19 protein-coding genes and 4 pseudogenes are annotated in these 23960 nt (G+C 49.8%); 5 read left to right on the top strand and 18 right to left on the bottom strand.

What is annotated here, in order from left to right:
- Positions 1 to 255: 255 nt before the first annotated feature.
- Together TW89_RS03170 and pdxH are read right to left on the bottom strand one after the other, a co-directional pair.
- Positions 256 to 1314, bottom strand: a complete 1059-nt coding sequence (locus tag TW89_RS03170; RefSeq protein WP_003686367.1) for a pseudouridine synthase — start codon at positions 1312 to 1314, stop codon at positions 256 to 258.
- 158 nt (positions 1315 to 1472) lie between these two features.
- On the bottom strand, positions 1473 to 2105 hold the full coding sequence (pdxH, locus tag TW89_RS03165; RefSeq protein WP_128580529.1) for a pyridoxamine 5'-phosphate oxidase: 633 nt from the start codon (positions 2103 to 2105) through the stop codon (positions 1473 to 1475).
- A gap of 110 nt (positions 2106 to 2215) precedes the next feature.
- Here pdxH and dut point away from each other — a divergent pair, with 110 nt between their 5' ends.
- The 3 genes and pseudogenes from dut to guaA all read left to right on the top strand — a co-directional run bounded on the left by dut (position 2216) and on the right by guaA (position 4893).
- Positions 2216 to 2668 (top strand): dUTP diphosphatase, encoded by a 453-nt coding sequence (gene dut / locus TW89_RS03160; RefSeq protein WP_003680707.1) that lies wholly within the window; start codon positions 2216 to 2218, stop codon positions 2666 to 2668.
- 186 nt (positions 2669 to 2854) lie between these two features.
- Entirely contained in the window at positions 2855 to 3181 is a 327-nt protein-coding gene (locus tag TW89_RS03155; RefSeq protein WP_164836687.1) for a hypothetical protein, read from the top strand.
- Positions 3182 to 3329: 148 nt separating this feature from the next.
- Positions 3330 to 4893, top strand: a pseudogene (gene guaA, locus TW89_RS03150) (glutamine-hydrolyzing GMP synthase).
- A gap of 70 nt (positions 4894 to 4963) precedes the next feature.
- Here guaA and gloB read toward each other — a convergent pair.
- The 9 genes and pseudogenes from gloB to TW89_RS03115 form a co-directional block, all read right to left on the bottom strand.
- On the bottom strand, positions 4964 to 5713 hold the full coding sequence (gloB, locus tag TW89_RS03145) for a hydroxyacylglutathione hydrolase (protein ID WP_128580527.1): 750 nt from the start codon (positions 5711 to 5713) through the stop codon (positions 4964 to 4966).
- 23 nt (positions 5714 to 5736) lie between these two features.
- Positions 5737 to 6822, bottom strand: coding sequence for a hypothetical protein (locus tag TW89_RS03140; RefSeq protein ID WP_128580526.1), 1086 nt, complete (start codon positions 6820 to 6822; stop codon positions 5737 to 5739).
- 184 nt (positions 6823 to 7006) lie between these two features.
- Positions 7007 to 7816: an HNH endonuclease gene (locus TW89_RS03135; protein WP_128580525.1), complete on the bottom strand. Its 810-nt coding sequence runs from the start codon at positions 7814 to 7816 to the stop codon at positions 7007 to 7009.
- Between the two features lie 304 nt (positions 7817 to 8120).
- Entirely contained in the window at positions 8121 to 10550 is a 2430-nt protein-coding gene (purL, locus tag TW89_RS12255) for a phosphoribosylformylglycinamidine synthase (protein ID WP_432757670.1), read from the bottom strand.
- Positions 10551 to 11437: 887 nt separating this feature from the next.
- A pseudogene (locus tag TW89_RS12250) lies at positions 11438 to 11794 on the bottom strand (hypothetical protein); the annotation flags it as partial.
- A gap of 8 nt (positions 11795 to 11802) precedes the next feature.
- Entirely contained in the window at positions 11803 to 12045 is a 243-nt protein-coding gene (locus TW89_RS12245) for a hypothetical protein (protein WP_432757669.1), read from the bottom strand.
- Positions 12046 to 12348: 303 nt separating this feature from the next.
- Positions 12349 to 14350: pseudogene (rep, locus tag TW89_RS03125) on the bottom strand (DNA helicase Rep).
- 90 nt (positions 14351 to 14440) lie between these two features.
- Positions 14441 to 15376, bottom strand: coding sequence for a dihydroorotate oxidase (locus TW89_RS03120; RefSeq protein WP_128580524.1), 936 nt, complete (start codon positions 15374 to 15376; stop codon positions 14441 to 14443).
- A 265-nt stretch (positions 15377 to 15641) separates the two neighbouring features.
- The gene (locus TW89_RS03115) at positions 15642 to 16313 is read right to left on the bottom strand and encodes a hypothetical protein (RefSeq protein ID WP_128580523.1); all 672 of its coding nucleotides are present in this window, start codon (positions 16311 to 16313) and stop codon (positions 15642 to 15644) included.
- A gap of 350 nt (positions 16314 to 16663) precedes the next feature.
- On the opposite strand from TW89_RS03115, the pseudogene TW89_RS03110 reads away from it, so the two are divergent.
- Positions 16664 to 16916: pseudogene (locus TW89_RS03110) on the top strand (transposase); the annotation flags it as partial.
- On the opposite strand, the gene TW89_RS03105 reads toward TW89_RS03110, so the two are convergent.
- The 4 genes from TW89_RS03105 to TW89_RS11680 all read right to left on the bottom strand — a co-directional run bounded on the left by TW89_RS03105 (position 16917) and on the right by TW89_RS11680 (position 19790).
- Positions 16917 to 18098 (bottom strand): aspartate aminotransferase family protein, encoded by a 1182-nt coding sequence (locus TW89_RS03105; RefSeq protein ID WP_128580522.1) that lies wholly within the window; start codon positions 18096 to 18098, stop codon positions 16917 to 16919.
- Between the two features lie 112 nt (positions 18099 to 18210).
- Positions 18211 to 19155, bottom strand: coding sequence for a class I SAM-dependent methyltransferase (locus tag TW89_RS03100; protein WP_128580521.1), 945 nt, complete (start codon positions 19153 to 19155; stop codon positions 18211 to 18213).
- A gap of 14 nt (positions 19156 to 19169) precedes the next feature.
- Positions 19170 to 19565 carry a glycosyl transferase gene (locus TW89_RS03095; protein WP_128580520.1) on the bottom strand — a complete coding sequence of 132 codons (396 nt, stop codon included), beginning with the start codon at positions 19563 to 19565 and terminating at the stop codon, positions 19170 to 19172.
- Positions 19566 to 19586: 21 nt separating this feature from the next.
- Complete coding sequence (locus tag TW89_RS11680) at positions 19587 to 19790, bottom strand: hypothetical protein (RefSeq protein ID WP_164836686.1); 204 nt, start codon at positions 19788 to 19790, stop codon at positions 19587 to 19589.
- 115 nt (positions 19791 to 19905) lie between these two features.
- Here TW89_RS11680 and TW89_RS03090 point away from each other — a divergent pair, with 115 nt between their 5' ends.
- On the top strand, positions 19906 to 21285 hold the full coding sequence (locus TW89_RS03090; RefSeq protein ID WP_128580519.1) for a DEAD/DEAH box helicase: 1380 nt from the start codon (positions 19906 to 19908) through the stop codon (positions 21283 to 21285).
- A 126-nt stretch (positions 21286 to 21411) separates the two neighbouring features.
- Here TW89_RS03090 and leuB read toward each other — a convergent pair whose 3' ends face one another.
- The 3 genes from leuB to TW89_RS03075 all read right to left on the bottom strand — a co-directional run bounded on the left by leuB (position 21412) and on the right by TW89_RS03075 (position 23912).
- Positions 21412 to 22482 carry a 3-isopropylmalate dehydrogenase gene (gene leuB, locus TW89_RS03085; RefSeq protein WP_004520344.1) on the bottom strand — a complete coding sequence of 357 codons (1071 nt, stop codon included), beginning with the start codon at positions 22480 to 22482 and terminating at the stop codon, positions 21412 to 21414.
- Between the two features lie 66 nt (positions 22483 to 22548).
- Positions 22549 to 23412, bottom strand: coding sequence for a DUF1444 family protein (locus TW89_RS03080; RefSeq protein ID WP_128580518.1), 864 nt, complete (start codon positions 23410 to 23412; stop codon positions 22549 to 22551).
- Between the two features lie 38 nt (positions 23413 to 23450).
- Positions 23451 to 23912, bottom strand: coding sequence for a YhcH/YjgK/YiaL family protein (locus TW89_RS03075; protein ID WP_128580517.1), 462 nt, complete (start codon positions 23910 to 23912; stop codon positions 23451 to 23453).
- Between the last annotated feature and the right edge of the window lie 48 nt (positions 23913 to 23960).

The following is a 23960-nucleotide window of genomic DNA, read 5'->3' as shown; positions in this document are numbered from 1 at the left end:
TATGGAGGGATAGGCTATTATTATTAAGTACAGCTTTGTGAAGGTTGGAGCAGCTCTGCTTATATTTTAATAATAAAATAGAAAAACTATAAATAATTCAAATAATTAAAATTAATGGAATAGATTTGTAATGATATGTTTTGTGCTAAGATATTTGAGTATTAAGTGTTTTAATTCTCTTGATTTTATGGCTAAAGCACGATGTTATAAGGCTGAGACGATTTTGCAAAAGTCTCAGCCCTGATTTATCTTACATTAACTTTTCTTCCGGCGACGTTCGCCCGGCAGCAGCATATCTGCCCATTTGATAATGTTGGCGACTTCTGCAGGATTGAGTTCGTAGAACTGGCCGCGTTTGAGGCGGTTTGGCAGGCCGATGGGGCCGAAGCCTACACGGACGAGACGGCTGACGGTGAGACCTTGGCTTTCAAAAATGCGGCGTACTTCGCGGTTGCGACCTTCTTTGATGACGACGTTGTACCATTTGTTCGCGCCTTCGCCGCCTTGTTCGTAGATACGTTCGACTTTTGCTAGACCGTCTTCGAGCATCACGCCTTCTTCGGTCAGGACGCGCATTTGTTCGGTGGTCAACTCGCCCAATACGCGCACGGCGTATTCGCGTTCGACTTCAAAGCTGGGGTGGGCAAAGCGTTGAACGAGTTCGCCTGAAGTGGTCAGGATCAAAAGGCCGCTGGTATTGATGTCCAAACGGCCGATGGCTACCCAGCGGCTGCTGGCTGCTTGCGGCAGGCGGTCGAAAATGCTGACGCGGCCTTGCGGGTCGTCGCGGGAAACGATTTCGCCTTCTTGTTTGTAGTAGAGGATGATGCGTGGTAGGCGGTCTGCCCATTTGAGTTTGATGATGCTGCCTTTGACGGTAACATGATCGTCGGGCGTGACTTTTTCACCCAGTTGGGCTACGCGTCCGTTGACTGTTACCCAGCCGTTGCTAATCCATTCTTCCATTTCGCGGCGTGAGCCGACGCCGGAAGCGGCCAGGACTTTTTGCAGGCGCTCGGGTTCGAAGCGGGAAAGGTCGCTGCGGCGTTCTTTCAAATCGCGGGCGTGTTCCATGATTTTTTGGTTGGGATTGCGGACAACCAGTTTTTTGGCTTTGGCGGCACGTTGTTTTGGGGCGGTATTTTGAGCTTTGGGGCCGTCTGAAACTTTTTGGCCGTAAGGTTTGCCTGATGTTTTTCGCTCGTCGTCGGGACGTTTTTTATTGGCAAAGGATTTGGCCGGTTTGGAAGGTTTTTTGGCGGTAGACGATACGCCGTCGCGCCATTGGCGTTTGCTGGAAGGCTGTTTGGACATGATTTTTCCTAACTCGCTTGAAAAGCGGTTCTTCTGCGGCGGTTGCGGCAGGGGTTGGATTGGGGGAAAAGGCCGTCTGAAAATCAGATTCAGACGGCCTGCCGATGAAAGGCTGTATTGTAACTCAACCAGTAAATTTTTGTTTGAAAATCCGAAAATTATGGCGAAAGGCGTTCGCGTACCCAGTTGCCGTCAACCAGACGGTATTGGATGCGGTCGTGCAGGCGACTGGGGCGGCCTTGCCAAAATTCGATACGGTCGGGAATAACGAGGTATCCGCCCCAATGCGGCGGACGGGGAACATGCAGGGGATGTTTGACACCGACGGCCGCGGCTTTGGCCACCAATACGGCTTTGCTGGAAATCACTTCGCTTTGCGCGCTCGCCCATGCGCCGATACGGCTGGTATACGGGCGGCTTTCAAAATATTCGTCCGAAGCGGCGGCATCAAGTTTTTCAATGCGTCCTTCAACGCGCACTTGGCGTTCGAGTTCCGGCCAGAAAAAAGTCATGGCGGCAAAGGGGTGTGCCGTATAGGAGCGGCCTTTGCGGCTGTGGTAATTGGTAAAGAAAACAAAGCCTTTGGGGTTGACTTCTTTCAGCAGTACCATGCGGCTGTTGGGCCTGCCGTCTTCGCCCACGGCGGCAACGTTGACCGCGGTCGGTTCGTTGACTTCGGCGTGAATGGCTTCGTTCAGCCATTGCTCGAATTGGACAATCGGGTCGGCGTGGCATTCGGCTTCCGACAGCTCGCGCTTGCTGTAATCTTCGCGGATATTGTGCAGATCCATGATTTTCTCCTTAGGTCTGACTGAATCATACTCCGTTTTTTCAGACGGCCTTAAGGGCATTTGTGTATAATCGTAGCCCTTTCTAATATGGAACAATACGGAGTCCCGTCATGCAAACCGAAGTCGAACTGAAAATCTTAAATCCGAAAATGGCCGATTCCCTGCCTGCTTATGCAACGCCCGGTTCTGCCGGTTTGGACTTGCGTGCCTGCTTGGATGAAGCTGTTGTATTGCAGCCGGGCGATGTGTATCTCGTGCCGACCGGTTTGGCGGTGCATTTGGCCAACCCTGCGTATGCAGCCGTTTTGTTGCCGCGTTCCGGCTTGGGTCATAAACACGGTATTGTTTTGGGCAATTTGGTCGGTTTGATTGACTCGGATTATCAAGGCGAATTGAAGGTTTCTTTATGGAACCGTGGTAAAGAAGCGTTTACCATCGAGCCGATGGAGCGTATCGCGCAAATGGTGATTGTGCCGGTTGTCCAAGCCGCGTTTAAGGTTGTGGACGAGTTTGCCGCCAGCGAGCGCGGTGAAGGCGGATTCGGCAGCACCGGCAAAGCATGATGATTTAAAAGGCTGTCTGTAACAGGAAAAATTGAAATATTTGATTTTGATTTGCCGCTGTTCAGACGGCCTTTTTGTTGTGCCAACCTTTGCATAATTACACACAAGATTGCATTTTTATATCTTGCCTGCATGGCCGGCGCACCCAATAATACAGGCCGTCTGAAACCTTTACGGAGCGTTGTTATGTCCCGCCCCTCACTTTTTCTGCCTTTGTTTTTAATTATCTTTGGCGCGATTTGGTTTTTGCGCGCTACGGATATTTTGCCTGCGACATCGACCATGATTGCCGGTGCATTAATTATTTTGGGCTTTGCCGTGTTGATTATGGACGGCATCAACAAACAGTCCATTGTTTCCGGCCCGATGCTGGTTTATATCGGTACAGCCATTTATCTGCACATGAGCTACTGGATTTACCTCTCGCCGCTGCTGGCCGTCGGCATGGTTGTGTTGGGTTGCCTGCTGTTGCTCTCACGCAGCGATATGATTCCTGAGAAACACACAAAATAGAAAGATGAGAGATTTGGGTTTTGCCCTATAAAGGCCGTCTGAACAATGGTATAATCCGCCGATTCAGACGGCCTTTTTTATTGTGGTTTAAATTTGAAATTTACCCTCACGGCTGCACCGTTTTCTTACATTTTGCAAAGTTTCCGCCATGACTCAAGATAAAATTCTTATTCTCGACTTCGGCTCGCAAGTTACCCAGCTGATCGCCCGCCGCGTGCGTGAAGCCCACGTTTACTGCGAACTGCATTCTTTCGACATGCCTTTGGAAGAAATCAAAGCCTTCAACCCGAAAGGCATCATCCTCTCCGGCGGCCCCAATTCCGTTTACGAATCCGATTATCAAGCCGATACCGGTATTTTTGATTTGGGTATTCCGGTTTTGGGCATCTGTTACGGCATGCAATTTATGGCGCACCACTTGGGCGGCGAAGTTAGCCCGGGCAACCAACGCGAATTCGGGTATGCGCAAGTTAAAACCATCGACAGCGAGCTGACACGCGGCATTCAAGACGATGCGCCAAACACGCTCGACGTCTGGATGAGCCATGGCGATAAGGTTTCCAAACTGCCTACCGGCTTCTCTGTCATCGGCGACACCCCGTCTTGCCCGATTGCCATGATGGAAAACGCTGAGAAACAATTCTACGGCATCCAATTCCACCCTGAAGTGACCCACACCAAACAAGGCCGCGCGTTGTTAAACCGCTTTGTCTTGGATATTTGCGGCTCAAAACCAAGCTGGACCATGCCGAACTACATCGAAGAAGCCGTTGCCAAAATCCGCGAACAAGTCGGTAGCGACGAAGTGATTTTAGGTTTGTCTGGCGGCGTGGACTCTTCCGTAGCCGCCGCGCTGATTCACCGCGCCATCGGCGACCAACTGACCTGCGTGTTTGTTGACCACGGTTTGTTGCGTTTGAACGAAGGCAAAATGGTAATGGACATGTTTGCCCGCAACTTGGGCGTACGCGTAATTCACGTTGATGCCGAAGAGCAGTTTTTAGCGAAACTTGCCGGCGTGACCGATCCGGAGAAAAAACGCAAAATCATCGGTGCGGAATTTATCGAAGTATTTGATGCTGAAGAGAAAAAACTCACCAACGCCAAATGGTTGGCACAAGGTACGATTTACCCTGACGTAATCGAATCTGCAGGTGCAAAACCAAAAAGCCCACGCCATCAAATCCCACCACAACGTCGGCGGCTTGCCTGAGAACATGAAGCTCAAATTGCTTGAACCGTTGCGCGACTTGTTCAAAGACGAAGTGCGCGAACTGGGCGTCGCTTTGGGCCTGCCGCGCGAAATGGTGTACCGTCATCCGTTCCCGGGCCCAGGTTTGGGCGTGCGTATCTTGGGCGAAGTGAAAAAAGAATATGCCGACTTGCTCCGTCAAGCAGACGATATTTTCATTCAAGAATTGCGCAATACTACCGATGAAAACGGTACATCTTGGTACGACCTGACCAGCCAAGCCTTTGCCGTATTCCTGCCTGTGAAATCCGTCGGCGTAATGGGCGACGGCCGTACTTACGATTACGTCGTAGCCTTGCGTGCCGTGATTACTAGCGACTTTATGACTGCCCACTGGGCTGAGTTGCCTTACTCGCTGCTTGGCCGCGTGTCCAACCGCATCATCAACGAAGTCAAAGGCATTAACCGTGTGGTTTACGATGTCAGCGGCAAACCGCCTGCCACGATTGAATGGGAATAATCCCTAAATAATAAAGGCCGTCTGAACAGATATTGTTCAGACGGCCTTATTCTTTGGGAACTAAGCCCAATTAAAATTGATTTTTTAATTCACGCAAAGCGGCGAAGACTTCGAGTTCGCTGTTTAATTTTCGTCCGCTCAATTCTTCGGCGCGTGCCTGAACTTGGGGCAGATGTACGCGGAAAAACGTATTGACTTTGCGTTCGTGCGCCAGGCTGACAGGCAGTGTCGGCGTGTGTTCGGCTGCGGCCAAGGCTGTCTGAATGTCGGCATTGTCCGGCTCGATATACTGGGCAAAGCGCAGATTGGAGGCGGTGTATTCATGTGCCGGATAAAACAGCGTTTCTTCGGGCAGTTGGTTGAATCGGAGGAAGCTGTCGTAAAGCTGCTCGATTGTGCCGGTAAATACGCGGCCGCAACCGGCGGAGAACAAGGTATCGCCGCAGAAAACGTGCAGGCCGTCTGAATTTTCCAGCAGATAGCTGATGTGGCGGTCGGTATGGCCGGGGGTTGCCCAAACGGTAACCAAGCCTTCGCCAAACGGGAACTGCGTACCTGCGGTGACGGTATGCGTTGCTACGTCGATGTCGCTTTCGCCATAGATCGGGGATTCTAAAAAGCCGTGGAACAGGCTTTTTGCGCCGCCGGTATGGTCGGGGTGCGGATGGGTAATCCATGTTTGCGCCAGCATCAGATGGTTGTGGACGAGGAATTTCAAAACGGGCGTGGCATCGGACGGATCGACGCAGGCGGCATGGTTGCCTTCTTGAATCATCCAGATGTAGTTGTCGTTTAGGGCTTGGATTGGCGTGATTTTCATATGCTTTCTTCTGGTTAGGGGTTTCAGACGGCCTCTAGATAATCTTTGATATTCGGGCTTTGGCCGAACACGGCTTCATGGGCTTGATGGATGCACAGTCGGTTGAACAGCAATCTTTGGGTTTGGTCGCCGTCGATAATCCGCACTTGGCCTTGCAGTTTGGGCGCGTCGTGATGAAAGGTGTTTTTAAACGCGTGCCAACGGTCGGTTTGCAGATGGATGATGGCAAACATATCGTGCGAGATATTAACGCCGACGCTGAATAGTTTGGCCGAGGCTTGCAGGCAGAAACTGCTGTCGCCAAACAGGCAAAGCCCCGTGTTTTCCGGATAGCGGAACAATTCGATTTTCACTGCTTCGGGTTCGGCAAAGATATTACAAAACAGCCGTTCAAACAACGACGGCTGTGCCACGCCTTCGCTCAACATACCGTAAAGCCCGCCCAGCCAATCGACATAGCTGAGAAAAGAAAAACGGTAGTCCTGCATAATGGCTTCGATGCGCTTGGGGTCGCGTTTGCTGATCAAGCGGACAAATTCAAAACCGACTTCCGGCAGCCGCGCCCGAAGCGTTTGATGCAGGCGGTGGGCAAACAGGTTTTTATGGTTGTGCGGATTGCGCAGAATACCGAGGAATTTTAGCCGCAATATCCGCCACAAGGCATCCGGTACTTTGACGGTGTCGGCATTTGCCGTAGGTGTTTTCAGACGGCCTGCAGGTAAGGTGCGCAGATGGTTGCAGGCATCTTCGTAGCCGCTTTCATGACGGTTGAACCAGCTTTCTAGATTGTATTGGTTGGCGGAGTCTTCGACAAAGGTCAGCGTATAGAGGTTTTTCGCCGCCAAGTTACCGATGATGTTGACGCTTATCGCTTCGCAGCGGTTTTGTTCTTTGCCGCGGGCTTTTTCGCCAGTATGGAACATTGACAAGGGCAGGCGGTAAACGTTTTGATTTTGCGGGCTGACCTGCGGATTATGCGCATGCTGTCGCTGCTCGGTTTGAGCGATGAAGTGGTGTTCCTTCGTCGGATTTGCGGTCAACAGGGCGTAAGGCTTTTCTCCGCATTCGGAAAATTCGCAATCGCTGAGGATAAAGGCTTGTCGAGTCATAATGTCGGGAAAGGCCGTCTGAATATGTTGATTATAGTTTAAAAGTGGGAATTATACAGAAGGACGGCGACGGGTTTGGTCTTTATACGCAAAAGGACGCAAAAAGGTCGTCTGAAAACGGATATAGCGAGGTTCGCTAAATCGTTTTCAGACAACCTTAAATCAACGGACTGTTCAACACTATTTATTCTTCTTTTTGGAAGACATGGTTGCGGTGATACTCGAAATATTTTTTGCTTTTTGGTCGAATTTTTAATTTCATATCGGAAAAAATTCCAAGCCGCTTTTGATTTTCCAGATCGATTTTCGGACTGATTTTTATCGTACCGTCGGTCTCAAACGTAATCAGACCGCTATCGAATAATGCGTCGATATTGGGTGCGAGCATCAGACCATTGAAGGGATCTAACCTCTCTTCATTATTGCACTTGCTCCAAGGTTTGATATGGCTGGCAATGAGTAAAGGCTGGATATCTAGACCTGTCAGTGGGCAGCTCGGATACTGTTCGAGTAGTTTTTGCCGGAATCTGCCTTGCCCTTGACGAGCTTTTATTAAGGTTTCGATTTCAGTTCGCTTTTCTGGGTCAGTCTTGGATGATAAACATTTTTCGAGTTCGTCTATATCAGATTTTAAGGATAGGGCAGAAGCGGCCTGAAAATTTGGTATTTCTGCGCACCATGTCACTAGTAATCCTTTTTTCTTACAGTTTCCGCATGGAGTTAGTTCTTTGTTGTATGTGTTCAAGCTCCATTGTTCAAGTTCTTCGATTGAGTTTGAGCAAACTTTGAAATATTTTTTGGTTGTGCTGCTGCTCCCCAGACTCTTCTTTAGTCCGCTACAATTAGCAAAATGTATTTTGGGATGTTCTTTAGAAATATTAGAAGGGATTTTAGGTCGAAGTATATTTAATATAAATCCATTTGGGTTTTCATCAATCCATTCAATAAATTCATCATCATTCGGCATGTTTTTAAAAATTACTATGTCAGACATAAGCCTCTCCAAATCTTTTCTATAAATTCAATTAAGTTTGTTTGTATATATAGGTTCGGGATAAAAAAATCTAGGCCGTCATTCCCGCGCAGGCGGGAATCCAGAAGCTTGGATTTACAGTAGTCTTTGAGTATTTCTGAAATGCAGAGGTCTGGATTCCCGCCTGCGCGGGAATGACGGCGGTCGGTTCGGTCTTCATACGCAAAAGAACATATAAAGGTCGTCTGAAAACAGATATAGCGGAATCCGCTAAATCGTTTTCAGACGACCTTTTCTTTAAAGCCGAATCAAATCAGCCTGCCGGTTAACCCAAAGCCTTCCTCGCTCCGGCGAAGAGGCGGTACCAGCCGGACAGTTCCGTCCAGTCTTCCGGTTTCCAGCTCATTTGTGCGGCGCGGTACACGCGTTCGGGGTGGGGCATCATGATGGTCACGCGGCCGTCGGCGTTGGCCACGCCGGCAATACCTTGCGGCGAGCCATTAGGGTTGAGCGGATAAGTTTGGGTCACTTGGTTTTGACCGTCCACATATTGCAGCGCAATGCCCAAATCGGTGGAAATATTGCCGTCGTGAAGCGCGAAGTCGGCGCGGCCTTCGCCGTGGCTGACCACGACAGGCAGGCTGGAGCCTTGCATTTCGTTCAGAATCAGCGATGCGGATTTCGGAACATGAACCATGCTCAGGCGCGCTTCAAATTGCTCGCTCAAGTTGCGTTTGAATTTAGGCCATGCTTCTGCGCCCGGGATAATCTCGGCAAGGTTGCTGACCATTTGACAGCCGTTGCACACGCCCAATGTCAGCGTGTTCGGGTCGGCGAAGAAGGCGGCAAATTGGTCGCGCAGAGCAGGGTGGAACAGAATCGATTTCGCCCAGCCTTCGCCTGCACCGAGTACGTCGCCGTAGCTGAAGCCGCCGCACGCCGCCAGCATTTTGAAGTCGGCAAGGTGGACGCGGCCTGCCATCAGGTCGGACATATGCACGTCGTAAGCATCGAATCCGGCGCGGGTGAAGGCGGCGGCCATTTCGATTTGCCCGTTCACGCCCTGTTCGCGCAGGATGGCGATTTTGGGTTTCGCGCCGCTGTTGATGAATGGCGCGGCGATGTCTTCATTCACGTCAAATTTCACGTCGGCAAACAATGCGCTGCGTTCGTTGTCGCCAATCAGGGCGAACTCGCTGTCGGCGCAGGCAGGGTTGTCGCGCAGGCGTTGGATGGCGTGGCTGGTTTCCTGCCATGCGCGTTGCAGGTCGGTAAGGGATTGATTAAAAATTTCTTCTCCTGCATTGATGACCATATGACCGCTATCGGCAAACTCTCCCAAATGGTGCAGCGTGAGATTCAGTTTTTCGCACAAATTGAAAATATATTCGTGGTCGGCAGCGTGAACAGCAATAACGGCTCCTAATTCTTCGTTAAACAGGGTAGTTAGGACAAATTTTTGCCATTCTTGAGGCGAGTAATACTCGTTTTGAACGTTAATATTTTTACTTACCATTGTCAGCAGGTCGAGATTCATGCCACGGCGAGAAGCAAATGCCATTTCTGCCAGAGTCACAAACAAACCGCCGTCGCTGCGGTCGTGGTAGGCCAGCAACTTATCTTCTTGAACGAGTTGCTGAATTAACTGATAAAACGCTTTCAGACGGCCTGAATCAATATCAGGTGCTTCGCCGCCGCTTCGGTTATACACTTGAGCCAGTGCAGAACCACCCATACGGCACTTGTTGTTGCCTAAGTCAATCATCAGCAGAATAGCGAACGAATTGGCATTGTCTTTTAATACGGGCGTAACGGTTTTGCGCACGTCTTGGACTGGCGCGAACGCAGAGATAATCAGGCTCAACGGCGAAACCACGGATTTTTGTTCGCCATTCTCCTGCCATACGGTTTTCATCGACAGGCTGTCTTTGCCCACGGGAATGCTCAAATCCAATGCCTGACAGGCTTTAGAAACGGCTTCGACAGTGCGGTAGAGTTTTTCATCTTCGCCCTCGTTGCCGCATGCCGCCATCCAGTTGGCGGAGAGTTTGATGTTGCCGATGTCGCCGATATTGACCGCAGCGATGTTGGTAATGGCTTCGCCGACGCACATTCTGCCCGAAGCAGGCGCGTCAAACAGGGCGACAGTCGGTTTTTCTCCCATAGACATCGCTTCGCCACGATAGGTATTGAAGCCCATCATGGTAACGGCGCAGTCGGCTACGGGGGTTTGGTATTTGCCGACCATTTGGTCGCGGTGGGTCATGCCGCCGACACTGCGGTCGCCGATGGTAATCAGGAAGTTCTTGGCGGCTACTGTAGGCAGACGCAGAACACGGTAGGCGGCTTCGGTAATGTCGATATCGCCGGCGTTAAACGGTTTTTCAGATGGCGTAACTGTTTTGTCGGTACGCGTGGTTTTAGGCGGTTTGCCGAGCAAAACGTTCAGCGGCAAATCGACAGGGTTGTTGGAGAACAAGTCGTCGCGTACTTTCAAATGGCCGTCGTCGGTTGCTGTACCGACTACGGCAAATGGGCAGCGTTCGCGTTCGCAGATGGCGCGGAAGGTCTCCAAATCTTTTTCCAAAATCGACAACACATAACGTTCTTGCGATTCGTTGCACCAGATTTGCAGCGGGTTGAGTCCGTGTTCTTCCAGCGGCACTTCGCGCAGTTTGAATACCGCGCCGCGTCCGGCATCGTTGACGAGTTCGGGGAAGGCGTTGGAAAGGCCGCCCGCGCCGACGTCGTGGATGGAGATAATCGGGTTTTGTTGCCAAGCTGCCAGCAGCGGTCGATCACTTCCTGCGCGCGGCGTTCGATTTCAGGGTTGCCGCGTTGTACGGAGTTGAAGTCCAAAGAGGCGTCGTTCGTGCCGGTATTCATGGAAGAAGCCGCGCCACCGCCTAAACCGATAAGCATGCCCGGGCCACCCAGTTGGATCAGCAACGCGCCTTCGGGGATTTCGTCTTTGTGTGTTTGTTGTGCCTGAATGCTGCCCAAGCCGCCGGCAATCATAATCGGTTTGTGATAGCCGCGGACTTGACCGTCAAATTTTTCTTCAAAGGTGCGGAAGTAGCCCAAGAGGTTCGGACGGCCGAATTCGTTGTTGAACGCTGCGCCGCCGATCGGGCCTTCAATCATGATGTCTAAAGGGGAAGCAATATGGCCGGGTTTGCCATAGGCTTGTTCCCAAGGCTGCTCCAAGCCAGGGATATTCAGGTTGGAGACGGTAAAACCGGTCAAGCCCGCTTTCGGACGTGAGCCTTTGCCCGTTGCGCCTTCGTCGCGGATTTCGCCGCCCGCACCCGTTGCCGCGCCTGCAAACGGCGCGATGGCGGTCGGATGGTTGTGCGTTTCCACTTTCATGATGATATGGGTGTCTTCTTCGTGGAAACGGTAGCCTTGGTTTTCCGCCGCATTCGGATAGAAACGCTCAACTTTTGCGCCTTCGATTACGGACGAATTGTCTTTATAGGCAACGACTGTGCCTTCGGGATGTGCGTTGTGTGTATCGCGAATCATGCCGAAAAGGGATTTCGGTTGTTTTTCGCCGTTGAGGATGAAGTCGGCGTTGAAGATTTTGTGGCGGCAGTGTTCGCTGTTTGCCTGAGCGAACATCATCAATTCAACATCGGACGGATTGCGGTTTAAAGCCTGATAGTTTTCAACCAGATAATCGATTTCGTCGGCTGAAAGCGCCAAACCCATTTCGGTATTGGCTTTGACCAATGCCTCTTTACCGCCGCCCAATACATCTACGCTGGAGAAGGTTTCCGATTGGATGTGGTGGAACAGTTGCGCCGCTGCATCGATGTCGGTCAACACGCTTTCGGTCATGCGGTCGTGCAACAGGGCTGCCCATTGTTGTTTTTGCCCGTCGGTAAGCGCACCTTCCAACCATACGGCCATGCCGCGTTCGATACGTTCAATGCCTTCCAAACCGCAGTTTTCGGCGATATTGGTTGCTTTGGAAGCCCAAGGTGAAATGGTGCCCAAACGGGGCGTTACCAAAATAAATGCAAGCCCTCGCGCGCTTTGGGCGTTTGTTCAACGCTTTGCGCTGCCAGTAAGGCTTGCAGTTTTTCGACTGTCGCGGCATCAAGTGTTTTTTCGCTACCGACAAAATACCAAAATTCGCTGCTTAATTTGACTTCGGGCAGGCCGAGGGCGGCTGCTTTTTGGAAGAGTTTTTCAACACGGAAATCGGAAAGGGCGGTTACACCGCGCAAGGGCAGAACAACAGACATGGATTCAGCTCACAAAATGCAGTTGGGGAATCCATTATTATACCTGAAAAATGCAATTTTGCTTGTGAATTTATACTTCAAGTGTTGACAATTTTTGCTTGTAAATTGAAGGGGAATGAGGCGATCATGTCACCTGCTTTTTATTTGTACCTGATTATTCGATTATTTTTGTTATTTTTGAAGAATCGGGAGGAATGGGAATAGATGGGCATAAAGGTATAAAGTAAAAATTATTTAATTGTTGTCTTTGATATTTTGCTGACAATAAGGCCGTCTGAAACCTTACTTTCAGACGGCCTTGCTTTATCCTTTTCTTTTGTTTCCCAACATGTCCAGCAATCCTGCCAGATTGCTTTTTCCTTCTTCCTTACTCACAATCGGCTCGCCGCCTTTGCGGCCTAGGATTTTGATGTCTTCCTGCGGCATTTCGTCTATGAAGCGGCTCGGCTCGGGGAATTGCCATGTGCCTTGCTTTTTGCGTTTGAGGCAGTGGGTCAGTGTAAGCTGGCGTTTGGCGCGGGTAATGCCGACATACATCAGGCGGCGTTCTTCTTCAACATTGTCTTCTTCGATGCTGTCATTATGCGGCAAGATACCTTCTTCGCAACCGACAAGGAAAACGTAGGGGTATTCCAAGCCTTTGGAAGCGTGTAGGGTGGAGAGTTTGACGGCATCGACTTCTTCTTCGCTTTTGCCCTCCAAAAGCGTCATCAGGGCGATGGTTTGTGCAAGCTCGATGATGTTTTTGCCATCCTGCTCGCCTTTGCGTTCCAGCCAGCCGGTCAGGTCGGTAACGTTGCGCCATTTGATTTCGCCTGCTTTGCCTTCTTCGTTGGCCAACAGGTGGTTTTCGTAGTCGATTTCTTTCAGCAGGTTATGAATAAGCTCGCCTGCTTCGCTGGTTTCAGCTTTGGTGCGGTAGTTTTCAATCATATCCATGAAGGCTTGCAGGTGTTGGCGGTTGGTATGGTTCAACAGGGCAAGCGCTTCTTCGGTTTGCGCGGCTTCATATAGGCTGCATTCGTGTTCGTGTGCGAAGGTATTGAGTTTGCCCAGCGTCACGTCGCCGATGCCACGTTTGGGCGTGGTTACGGCGCGCAGGAAGGCAGGATCGTCGTTGGGATTGGCAAGCAGGCGCAAATAGGACAACACATCTTTGATTTCGGCTTTGTCGAAAAAGCTTTGTCCGCCGGAGAGTTGGTAGGGAACGCGCGCGCTGCGCAAGGCTTCTTCAAAAATCCGCGCCTGATGGTTGCCGCGGTATAACACGGCGAAATCGGCGTATTGGGTTTTGTCGCCGCCGACCAGCTTCTGCTTGACGATTTGGCTGACAACCCAGTCGGCTTCATGCTGCTCGCTTTGACAGGCAACGACCTTGACGATTTCTCCTTCGCCGAACTGCGACCAAAGTTTTTTGGTAAAGAGTTTGGGATTGTTTTCGATGACTTTGTTGGCGATTTTGAGAATCCGAGCGGTGGAGCGGTAGTTTTGTTCCAGTTTGATGACTTTCATCTGCGGATAGTCTTCCTGCATTTTGCGCAGGTTTTCCATGTTTGCACCGCGCCATGCGTAGATGGACTGGTCGTCGTCGCCGACGGCAGTAAACATGCCTTCCGCACCGGTCAGAAGCTTCATCAGGGTGAATTGGCAGGTATTGGTGTCCTGACATTCGTCAACCAACAGATAACGCAGCCGCCGCTGCCATTTGTTGCGCACTTCGCTGTTTTGCTGCAACAGTACGGCAGGCAGGCGGATTAAGTCGTCGAAGTCTACTGCCTGATAGCTTTGCAGGGTTTCCTGATAACTTGCATAGACGCGCGCTGTTTGTTGTTCCCACACATTAGAGGCCGTCTGAACTGCTTCTTCAGGCGTTTTTAAATCGTTTTTCCAAAGGGAAATTTGATGCTGCGCTTTGAATATGGCTTCTTTACCCGTACCGCCCAAGAGTTCGCCGATGATTTTCGCGCTGTCGGTAGAGTCGAGGATTGGAAAAGTTTTTTTTGTAACCGATTTGATTGGCTTCTTCGCGCAAAATCTTCATGCCCAAAGAGTGGAAGGTGCAAATCGTCAGCCCGCGCGTTTGCGACTTGGGCAGCATTTTAGAGACGCGCTCCTGCATTTCCGTGGCGGCTTTATTGGTAAAGGTAATCGCGGCGACGGTATGCGGCAGATAGCCGACATTGACGATCAAATGCTTGATTTTTTGCGTAATCACGCCGGTTTTGCCGCTACCTGCACCGGCAAGGACGAGCAGGGGGCCACCTAGATATTTGACTGCAGCTTGCTGTTGGGGGTTGAGTTTCATTGAAGGGGAAGACGGGTAATGTGGGGAGTAATTATACAACAAGGCCGTCTGAAATTTTCAGACGGCCTTGGGTGTTTTTTAGCGTAAAGCTTATGCAAAATATTTCAATTTGCCTTTGAAGTCTTCCAGCTTCTCATAGCCTTTTTGCGCCATGATGGCTTTTAATTCAAGGGAAACCCGTTCGAAAATACCGACGCCTTGCTGGTGTAGCGCCGTGCCGATCTGCACCATGCTTGCGCCGCACAAGATGTGTTCAAACGCATCGCGGCCGCTGTAAACGCCGCCTGTTCCGATGACTTGGATAGACGGATCTAATCTTTGATAGAACGCGTGGACATTGGCGAGCGCAGTTGGTTTGATGTATTGGCCGCCTATGCCGCCGAAGCCGTTTTTCGGGCGGATGACGACGGATTCGTCTTCGATATACATACCGTTGCCGATGGAGTTGACACAGTTGACGAATTTTAGGGGATAGCGGTTGAATACTTTCGCGGCATGATCGAAATGGGCAATATCGAAATACGGCGGTAGTTTGATGCCTAAAGGTTTATCGAAGTAGCTGAAGGCTTCGCCCAAAATACGCTCGGTGGTTTCAAAGTCGTAGGCGATTTGCGGTTTGCCGGCGACGTTTGGGCAGGATAGGTTGAGTTCGGTAATGCCGTTAAACCCACTATTTTGCACCTTTTCCAACAGGATATGTGTTTCACCGGGCGACAGGCCGACCAGTGATAGGAAAAATGTCCGTTCCGGCTGAGACTCTTGAAGGGTAAGCAGATAATCCAGATAGTAATCAATGCCTTGATTCGGCAAGCCCATTGAATTGATGCTGCCGAGAGGCACGTCCCGATAACGCGGCTCGGGGTTGCCTTGACGCGGGGTAAGCGTTGCGGTCTTGGTAATGAAAGTGCCTGCCGAAGACTGTCTGACCGCTTCCAATTCCTCAACAGTCATACACGACACACCTGCTGCGTTCATCAGACAGTTGTCAAAAGAAAAACCGGCGATTTGTGTTTCCAATGATACCATCTCCTGCTCCTTTTCTTCGCAAAATCAAATTGTTTGCCAAGCGTAACACGAAGAGGCAGCACGATTTTTAACAAACATCAAATGACAGGGAATGTAGGAATATGTTGTTTTATAGAATAAAGTAAAGACGTAAAAAGGTCGTCTGAAAGCAAGGTTTCAACAAAGTTAAAACCTAAATGTTTTTCAGACGACCTCTATCAAGACAAACATGGCTGTCTCAATCAAATAAAGTCAGTCGGCCATTAGTTTCCAACTGACCAAGCTATCAACGTTTTTTGAAGCTTTTCAGAGTACCGTCATTGTTAAATTCAAATTCGTATTCCGCACGATCGGTTTTGAGGAAACCGGTGATCCACTCTTTCTTACCGGTCGATACGAACAAGGAGTAATACACGTGAGGCAAGTCTGTTTCTTTGGCTTCTACTTCTTTGGCTTTTTCGCCGTAGGCTTGAGCGATTTTCGCGATATCGGCAAATTTGATTTCATCCAACGGGAAAACGTTGTCTTTCATATTTCCGTTGCCGGAAATGCGGACAGGCTGAGGCTCGCTCCATTTACCGTCTTCAAATTCGTAGTGGTCGATATTTTCGGGTTTGTTAGGGTCTTGAATTTCCACGGTAATGCGCGGACGTTTGCCGCCGTAGAAATGGATGTTTTGGAAAATATTGAGTGGTTTGCCACCGAATTGCGGCAGTGCTTTCAGCGCATCTTCAGCAGCTTGCAAAGCGGTTGCATCCGCCAAGAAATTGCCTGAAGAAACCACAGGTTTTACCTCAGGTTTTGCTTCTTCAGCAGGTTTTTCAGCATCTTTAGGGGCTTCTGCCGTATTACCTGCAGCAGCTTTTACAGGCTCATCGGAAGCCTGTTTGTTTTTATCACCACAAGCAGTCAAACTCAATGCAGCAGCGCTTACGAGGGCAAGCCATTTCATTTTCATTTATCAATCCTAACTTTGAAAATATGCGACATTGCATATATTTCACATTATAACAAACAAAGAAAAAATGTGTGAAAAATTAATAAGTTTTGTATTATGGCTGATATTTTCGAAGTTAATAATAAGTTTTATTTTGAATCTTTTATATGCCTGTTTTCATACTGGTCTCAGGCAAGAATCCAAGAGTTTGAACACTTTTATGAATAAGAAAGGTCAGCGGATTGGGATTTGAAGTACAATTTTCCCTAACGGAAAAGGCCAGTATGCGGTATAGCATACAGCCTGTTCTTTAAGAAAGAACATACAACTGACCTAAGATAAACGATGCCACCTCCAATATCTGTGTGGAAGAAACCTATTTTTGCCACCTTTACCATTCTTGGGAAAAAAGGACTGAATGAAAACACCAACAGACTCATCCAACCATATTTCTCTAAACAAACCAATTTTCGCAACACCAGTGATCGGGAAATACGTAGGGTTCAAGATGAGTCGAATCACCGGCCAAGAAAAACACTTGGCTACAAAACACCAAGTGTTTTATTCCTGAATCTGTTCCTAATGTTGTACTTGAAATCTGAATCCAATAACCTTAGCTCTTAATTAGGCTGTCCACTCTTTTAACGCTGCTTCAAAACGTTTCAAGCCTTCGGCCATATCTTCATCGTTCAGCAGCAGGCTGGGGGCGAAGCGCACCACATTGGTGCCGGCAACCAGTACCATCAGGCCGTGTTTCAAAGCGGCGGCGGTGATTTCAGATGCCTTGCCTGCGTATTTGTCTGCCAACACGCAGCCGAGCAGCAAGCCCATGCCGCGGACTTCTTTAAATACGCCGGTCTTTTCACCCAATTCACACAAGGCCGTCTGAAGTTTTTGGCCTTGTTGTTTAACGTGTGCCAATGTTTCGGGCGTATTGATGATGTCAAACGCACGGCTGCCGACCGCGCACGCCATCGGATTGCCGCCGAAGGTCGAGCCATGTGTTCCGGGGCCGAAGGTTGGGGCGATTTTATCGGTAGTCAGTATCGCGCCAATCGGGAAACCACAACCCAAGGCTTTGGCGGAGCTGATGATGTCGGGTGTAATGCCGTAATGCTCGTAGGCAAACAGTTTGCCTGTATGGCCCATGCCGGTTTGCACTTCGTCCAAAATGAGCAAGGCGCCGTGTTTGTCACATAAACGGCGTGCGGCTTGCAGGTATTCTTGGGTGGCAGGCAGGATGCCACTTTCACCTTGAATCGGCTCGATAATTACGGCACAGGTTTTGTCGCCGACGGCGGCTTCCAATGCGGCAATATCATTAAATGGAACATGGGTAATATCTGACGGCAGCGGCGCGTAGTCTTTGCTGTATTTGGGCTGGCCGCCGACGGATACGGTAAACAGGGTGCGGCCGTGGAAGCTGTTGAGGCAGGAGATGATTTCAGTTTTGTGTTCTTCAAAATGATCGCGACCGTATTTGCGCGCCAGTTTCAGCGCGGCTTCATTGGCTTCTGCGCCGGAATTGCAGAAAAACACTTTGTCGGCAAAGGTGTTTTCGACCAGTTTTTTGGCCAATTCTTGCGCCGGTTGGGTAGTGTAGATATTAGAAATGTGCCAGAGTTTTTGCGATTGTTCGGCCAAGGTTGCGACCAAATCGGGATGACAATGACCCAGCGCATTCACAGCAATACCGCCTGACAGGTCAATGTATTCTCGTCCTTCGGTATCCCAAACCCGGTTGCCGAGCGCGCGTTCCGGAATCATGGGGGCGAATGAGAAATTGGGCGTCAGGTAGTTTTGCATTTTCTTTTCCTTTTGATATTGTCAACAATCTCTTGAATTATGCGCCTATTAATTCAGAGATTCAATATGGCAATCAGGCCGTCTGAAAACTGGCTTTCAGACGGCCTGATGTTTATTTATGCTTGATTTCCCAGCATTGATGGATTTTTTTGTTGCGGAAATCGTCGGGAACGGACTGCTTGGAAATGTCTTTGACAGCGTATTGTTCCGATACAGAATCGTCTAACACAAAACTGCGCAGGTTGTTGGAGAAATACAGAATGCCGTCTGAAGCGAGCAGGCTCATTGCACCGTCAATTAGCTTTTTATGGTCGCGCTGGATGTCGAGGATGTCGAGCATCTTTTTGCTGTTGGAAAAGCTGGGCGGATCCATGACGATCAGGTCGAACTTTTTACCTTCGTCTGCGGCGTTTTGCAGGTATTGGAACACATCGGCACGGACGATTTTATGTTGTTCGGGGTCGATGCCGTTGAGTTCGAAATTGCGTTTTGCCCACTCGAGATAAGTGTTGGATAAATCGACGGTTTCGCTGGATACTGCGCCGCCGGTTGCGGCATAGACGGTAAAGCTGCCTGTGTAGGAAAACAGGTTGAGGAAGCGTTTGCCCGCTGCGGTGTCGCCGACTTTTTTGCGCGTGTTGCGGTGGTCGAGGAAGAGGCCGGTGTCGAGGTATTTGTCGAGGTTGACCCAAAACTTGCGGCCGTTTTCAGTAATGACGAAATCGTCGCCGGTTTTGCCAGTTTTTTCGTATTGCTGTAAACCTTTTTGGCGTTCGCGGCGTTTGAGGTGGATTTGTTCGGGCGCAAAACCGGTCACAAAACCGATGGCTTCCAATACATCTGCAAGCCATGCTTCGTATTCTTCGGGCTGCATCAGCCAGCCGGTATCGTATTCCTGAAGATGGATTTGGTCACCGTAAACATCGACGGCAAAGGGAAATTGGGGAATATCGCGGTCGTAAATGCGCCAGGCTTCGATATCGTTGCGTTTGGCCCATTTCATAAGATGTTTGATGTTTTTGCCCAAGCGGTTGGCAAAGGGGGTAATGTCGGTCATGGTTTCAGACGGCCTTATTGGGGAAGTTTCCAAAATTGATCAGCAGGGACGTAGGCGTGGCGGTCAAGCATATAGAGAATTGTATCGTCAGGCGCAACTATGGTGGCGCGGTCGGTCTTGCCTTTAAACGGGAACACGATTCGTGCTTCCGAGGCGTTTTTGATGTCGATACCGTAGCTGGTTCTGCCGCTTTCTAATTTGTATTGGTTTTGAGTATATTCGTAAACGGTTTCTTTGCCTTTTTCGTCTTTGACGGTAAAGCTTTTTGCGGCAAAAGTGATTTCGGCTTTGCTGCCGTTGGATGCAACGGCCTTCCATTCGCCGCGATAACTTTCCGATCCGCTGCACGCGCCGAGCAACAGGGCAACGACAAGTGCAGGTAATAAGGCGGCAATTTTGAAAAACTTCATGTCGGCTTCATCCGTGCTGATTCAATAAAACGGCATTATAGCTTGATTTTGCAGTTGCAGCCTGTTTTGCTTGACCTGGGCAGTTTTCTCCTTTATTATCCGCCATTCGCCTTTTGATACGAAGCCATCGTCATCCAACCTAAACCGCCGTTTCGGGCGCGTTTCTTTTATTGCTTGCATATTTGCAAAGCCTTTTCTGTGCAGGTTGTCGTCGATGTTAACCACAAGCAAGATGCTTGCGACAACCCTGTAACTTCACATTTCCCGTATCGTTACTTTCCTTTGCTTCAGGTCGTCTGAAATTGTTCAGGCGTGCGCGTTGTTGTCTCTTAGGATAGATATGTCTATTAAATTTGCCGATTTGAACCTTGATAAAAACATTTTGTCTGCCGTAAGCAGCGAGGGTTATGAAAGCCCGACCCCGATTCAGGCGCAAGCGATTCCGTTTGCTTTGGACGGCCGCGACATTATGGCTTCGGCACAAACCGGTTCAGGAAAAACCGCAGCCTTCCTGCTGCCGACTTTGCAAAAACTGACCAAGCGCAGCGAAAAACCGGGCAAAGGCCCGCGCGCTTTGGTATTGACCCCGACCCGCGAACTGGCGGCTCAAGTGGAAAAAAACGCGCTGGCGTATGCTAAAAATATGCGTTGGTTCCGTACTGTCAGCATTGTTGGCGGTGCATCTTTCGGCTATCAAACCCGTGCTCTGAGCAAACCGGTTGACCTGATTGTCGCCACTCCGGGCCGTCTGATGGACTTGATGCAGAGCGGCAAAGTTGATTTTGAACGTTTGGAAGTGCTGATTCTGGACGAAGCCGACCGTATGTTGGACATGGGCTTTATCGACGACATCGAAACCATCGTGGAAGCAACGCCGAGCGACCGTCAGACTTTGTTGTTCTCTGCCACTTGGGACGGCGCAGTGGGCAAACTGGCGCGCAAATTGACCAAAGACCCTGAAACCATTGAAGTTGAGCGTGTGGATGATCAAGGCAAAATCGAAGAGCAGCTGTTGTACTGCGACGATATGCGCCATAAAAACCGCCTGCTCGACCACATCTTGCGCGATGCCAATATCGACCAATGCGTAATTTTCACGTCCACCAAAGCCATGACCGAAGTCATTGCGGATGAGTTGTACGAAAAAGGTTTTGCCGCCAACTGCCTGCACGGCGATATGCCGCAAGGCTGGCGTAACCGCACGCTGATGGACTTGCGCAAAGGCCGCTGCAAAATTTTGGTTGCCACCGACGTTGCCGCACGCGGTATCGACGTACCAACCATTACCCACGTTATCAACTACGACTTGCCGAAACAGGCTGAAGATTACGTTCACCGCATCGGCCGTACCGGCCGCGCAGGCCGTACCGGTATTGCGATTACTTTTGCCGAAGTGAACGAATACGTCAAAGTACACAAAATTGAAAAATACATCGGCCGCAAATTGCCTGAGCTGACCATCGAAGGCATGGAGCCGACACGCAAACGCAAATCTGCCGGCGGCAAACCGAAAGGTAAAGGCGGCTGGGGTGATCGTAAATCCGGCGGTTGGCGCGGCGATAAGAAACCGGCTAAAGAAGGCTTTGGCGGCAAATCACGCGGCGAAGGCCATAAAAAAGACGGTTTCAAGAAGTCTGAGGGTTTCAAAAAAGGCGGCGAAGGCTTTAAAGGCAAGCGCAAGTCTAACGACAGCTTTGGCGGTAAACACAAAAGAGGTTGATTGCTTCAATCTTAAGGTCGTCTGAAAAAGACATAAGGGCGTGTGAAGACACGTCCTTTTTTATGGTTTCGAGTTTTCGCATATAAAAAAGCGCGGGATTGATCCCACGCTTTTTCAGACGGCCTTTTACAAAGCAGCCAATACGGCATCGCCCATTTCGGAGCAGGAAACCAGTTTGGTACCTTCTTCGTAAATATCGCCGGTACGCAAGCCTTGTTGCAGTACTTTTTGTACGGCGTTTTCAACTTGTTGCGCGCGTGCTTCGTCGTTCAGGCTGTAACGAAGCAACATGGCAAGAGACAATACGGTCGCCAGCGGATTGGCTTTGTTTTGACCGGCAATGTCGGGAGCTGAGCCGTGGGACGGTTCGTACAGGCCTTTGCCGTTTTCGTCCAAAGAAGCAGAAGGCAGCATACCGATGGAACCGGTCAGCATGGAGGCTTCGTCGGAGAGGATATCGCCGAAGATGTTGCCGGTAGCAATCACGTCAAATTGTTTGGGCGCGCGTACCAACTGCATGGCAGCGTTGTCGACGTACATATGGGAAAGCTCGACATCAGGGTATTCTTTGCCGATTTCTTCAAAGATTTCGCGCCACAGTTCGGTGGTTTCCAAAACGTTGGCCTTGCCTACGGAGCAGACTTTTTTGCTGCGTTTTTGAGCAGATTGAAAGGCAACGTGGGCGATGCGGCGAATTTCGCTTTCGCTGTATTTCATGGTGTTGTAGCCTTCGCGTTCGCCGTTTTCTAACACACGGATGCCGCGCGGTTCGCCAAAGTAAATATCACCGGTCAGTTCGCGTACGATAAGGATGTCGAGGCCGGCTACGATTTCCGGTTTCAGAGTGGAAGCATTGGCCAGCTCTTTATACAAAATGGCAGGGCGTAAATTGGCAAACAGATTCAAGTCTTTACGGATAGCCAACAAGCCGCGCTCAGGGCGCAGCGGACGGTCGAGATTATCGTATTGAGGAGAACCGACTGCACCAAGCAGGACCGCATCGGCTTTACGGCAAAGGTTTTGCGTGAATTCTGGATAAGGATGGCCGTATTCGTCATAGGCTTCGCCACCCAAAGGCGCGTATTCGTAGCTGACATCCAAACCTTGTTCGATAAGTTTGTCGAGTACACGGACGGTTTCTGCAACGATTTCAGGGCCGATGCCGTCGCCGCGCAAGATAGCGATATGTTTGGTCATTTCGGGTTTCCTTATGGGAAGGTTTTAGGTAAAGGGCAGGTCGCCTGTTTTTCAGACGGCCTTAAATCAATTTGCTCTGAAAACGCTGATTGTACCATTATGGTACTGGTAAAGCTGGCTAGAAATCGCGTAGGCAGATTCTTCAAATGCCTGCAGGGCAATATTCGCCATCGCCTGCAAAGCCTCTTCATCGGATGGGCTGCAAACGAGCAGGGCGTTGCGCGCCGGGACTGCAAAAACGGGGTTGGCCGGCAGCATAGGATCGTCTTTAAGTACTTCGTCCAAAAGCAAAATCAGGGAAGCATCATAGTCGTTGTCCAAATGGATTTGAGCCAATGACCAACCTTCGGCATGATGAATTTGGACACGTCCATTCATCCGTTGGCGCAAATTATCCATGGCGGTACGATACAAGGCGTCTTCATCTTCAATACTGGCTTCTTTCATATGCTCACGGTTGAGCGTATGCATGGATTCTTCCGTATCCACCATATAAAGCAACATGATATCGCCCGCAATCGGTTTGTATACCAAGTAATCAGCAGGTTCGGCTTCGTCCGTATTTGTAATCAGTTTGGCGTTTTCCAGATAAATCGTATTTTTAATTGTCGGAAGAATTTGTTGTGCTGAAACACTGGCATCAGCGTCCTGAATCTTATCGATAACCGCTAAATTGGTAGCAACAATAGCCTCCAAAGCCTCGGGATTTTGCAGATAACTTGTGTAATGGTTGCTCAAATATGTGCTGAACGATGCTTCATCGTCTTCGGAAAACTGGACGATGATAGGCGAAGAAGCAATATTTTCGCCCCAGTCGATTTTCGCCTCAAGATCCAATTCTTCTTGGATGCGATGGGCAAAGTATTCGACAAATTCCTGCCAAGTCATTAATTTAGGTTTAGAGCGGAACAACCTGCTGAAAAAAGACATATTGTGTCCTGAATGAGGGGATAAGGCCGTCTGAAATATTATAGACGTTCGGTTTCAACACGGATTTTAAAAACGACTTTGCGTATGTTCGCCCTGTCGCCGACCAATGGGGCATGCGCATCATTCGGGAAAAATAGCGCAAATTCGCCGGGCTTCAAGGTTAACCAGGTTTCCGGCTCGCAGTCGAAAAACTCGATATCGCGCTTTTCGTTGTAGCCTAAACCGTTTTTCAGACGGCCTCTATCTATCCAGCCATATATTTCGTTACCATCAATCGGCGTTTGAATATCAATATGTTTTAAGTGCGCTTCAGGTTGGGCTTCGCCTTTAGTCCTCATCGGCTCGCTGCCGATAAAAATACGGATATTGGGATTCTCGCACGGCACTTGGCCGTCCGGCAGCTTGGCAAAATCCAAAGTCTGCAACAGATGGAAGGCCTCGGCAAAGTCGGGATGCAAGGCAGCGTAGCGGGTGGCATTGCTTATGGTGTCGGTAATCATGGTGTGGTTAGGTAGAAATTAAACTTCAGGATGTGAAGAATACGTTTT

The organism is Neisseria flavescens (genome assembly GCF_001618065.1).
Taxonomy (GTDB): domain Bacteria; phylum Pseudomonadota; class Gammaproteobacteria; order Burkholderiales; family Neisseriaceae; genus Neisseria; species Neisseria flavescens_A.
The sequence above is the reverse complement of the archived record's forward strand: the minus strand, read 5'-3'. Positions and strand labels throughout refer to the sequence as shown.

Bases quoted from the DNA above. Each gene is read 5' to 3' on its own strand.
- TW89_RS03135 (WP_128580525.1), bottom strand. From the start codon at position 7,816: ATGTCTGACATAGTAATTTTTAAAAACATGCCGAATGATGATGAATTT.
- gloB (WP_128580527.1), bottom strand. From the start codon at position 5,713: ATGAAAATCACGCCAATCCAAGCCCTAAACGACAACTACATCTGGATG.
- TW89_RS03115 (WP_128580523.1), bottom strand. From the start codon at position 16,313: ATGAAAATGAAATGGCTTGCCCTCGTAAGCGCTGCTGCATTGAGTTTG.
- TW89_RS03095 (WP_128580520.1), bottom strand. From the start codon at position 19,565: ATGAAGTTTTTCAAAATTGCCGCCTTATTACCTGCACTTGTCGTTGCC.
- TW89_RS03100 (WP_128580521.1), bottom strand. From the start codon at position 19,155: ATGACCGACATTACCCCCTTTGCCAACCGCTTGGGCAAAAACATCAAA.
- TW89_RS03105 (WP_128580522.1), bottom strand. From the start codon at position 18,098: ATGCAAAACTACCTGACGCCCAATTTCTCATTCGCCCCCATGATTCCG.
- TW89_RS03140 (WP_128580526.1), bottom strand. From the start codon at position 6,822: ATGACTCGACAAGCCTTTATCCTCAGCGATTGCGAATTTTCCGAATGC.
- TW89_RS03155 (WP_164836687.1), top strand. From the start codon at position 2,855: ATGTCCCGCCCCTCACTTTTTCTGCCTTTGTTTTTAATTATCTTTGGC.
- pdxH (WP_128580529.1), bottom strand. From the start codon at position 2,105: ATGGATCTGCACAATATCCGCGAAGATTACAGCAAGCGCGAGCTGTCG.
- dut (WP_003680707.1), top strand. From the start codon at position 2,216: ATGCAAACCGAAGTCGAACTGAAAATCTTAAATCCGAAAATGGCCGAT.
- TW89_RS03080 (WP_128580518.1), bottom strand. From the start codon at position 23,412: ATGTCTTTTTTCAGCAGGTTGTTCCGCTCTAAACCTAAATTAATGACT.
- TW89_RS03075 (WP_128580517.1), bottom strand. From the start codon at position 23,912: ATGATTACCGACACCATAAGCAATGCCACCCGCTACGCTGCCTTGCAT.
- TW89_RS12245 (WP_432757669.1), bottom strand. From the start codon at position 12,045: ATGTCTGTTGTTCTGCCCTTGCGCGGTGTAACCGCCCTTTCCGATTTC.
- TW89_RS03120 (WP_128580524.1), bottom strand. From the start codon at position 15,376: ATGGTATCATTGGAAACACAAATCGCCGGTTTTTCTTTTGACAACTGT.
- TW89_RS03090 (WP_128580519.1), top strand. From the start codon at position 19,906: ATGTCTATTAAATTTGCCGATTTGAACCTTGATAAAAACATTTTGTCT.
- leuB (WP_004520344.1), bottom strand. From the start codon at position 22,482: ATGACCAAACATATCGCTATCTTGCGCGGCGACGGCATCGGCCCTGAA.
- TW89_RS03170 (WP_003686367.1), bottom strand. From the start codon at position 1,314: ATGTCCAAACAGCCTTCCAGCAAACGCCAATGGCGCGACGGCGTATCG.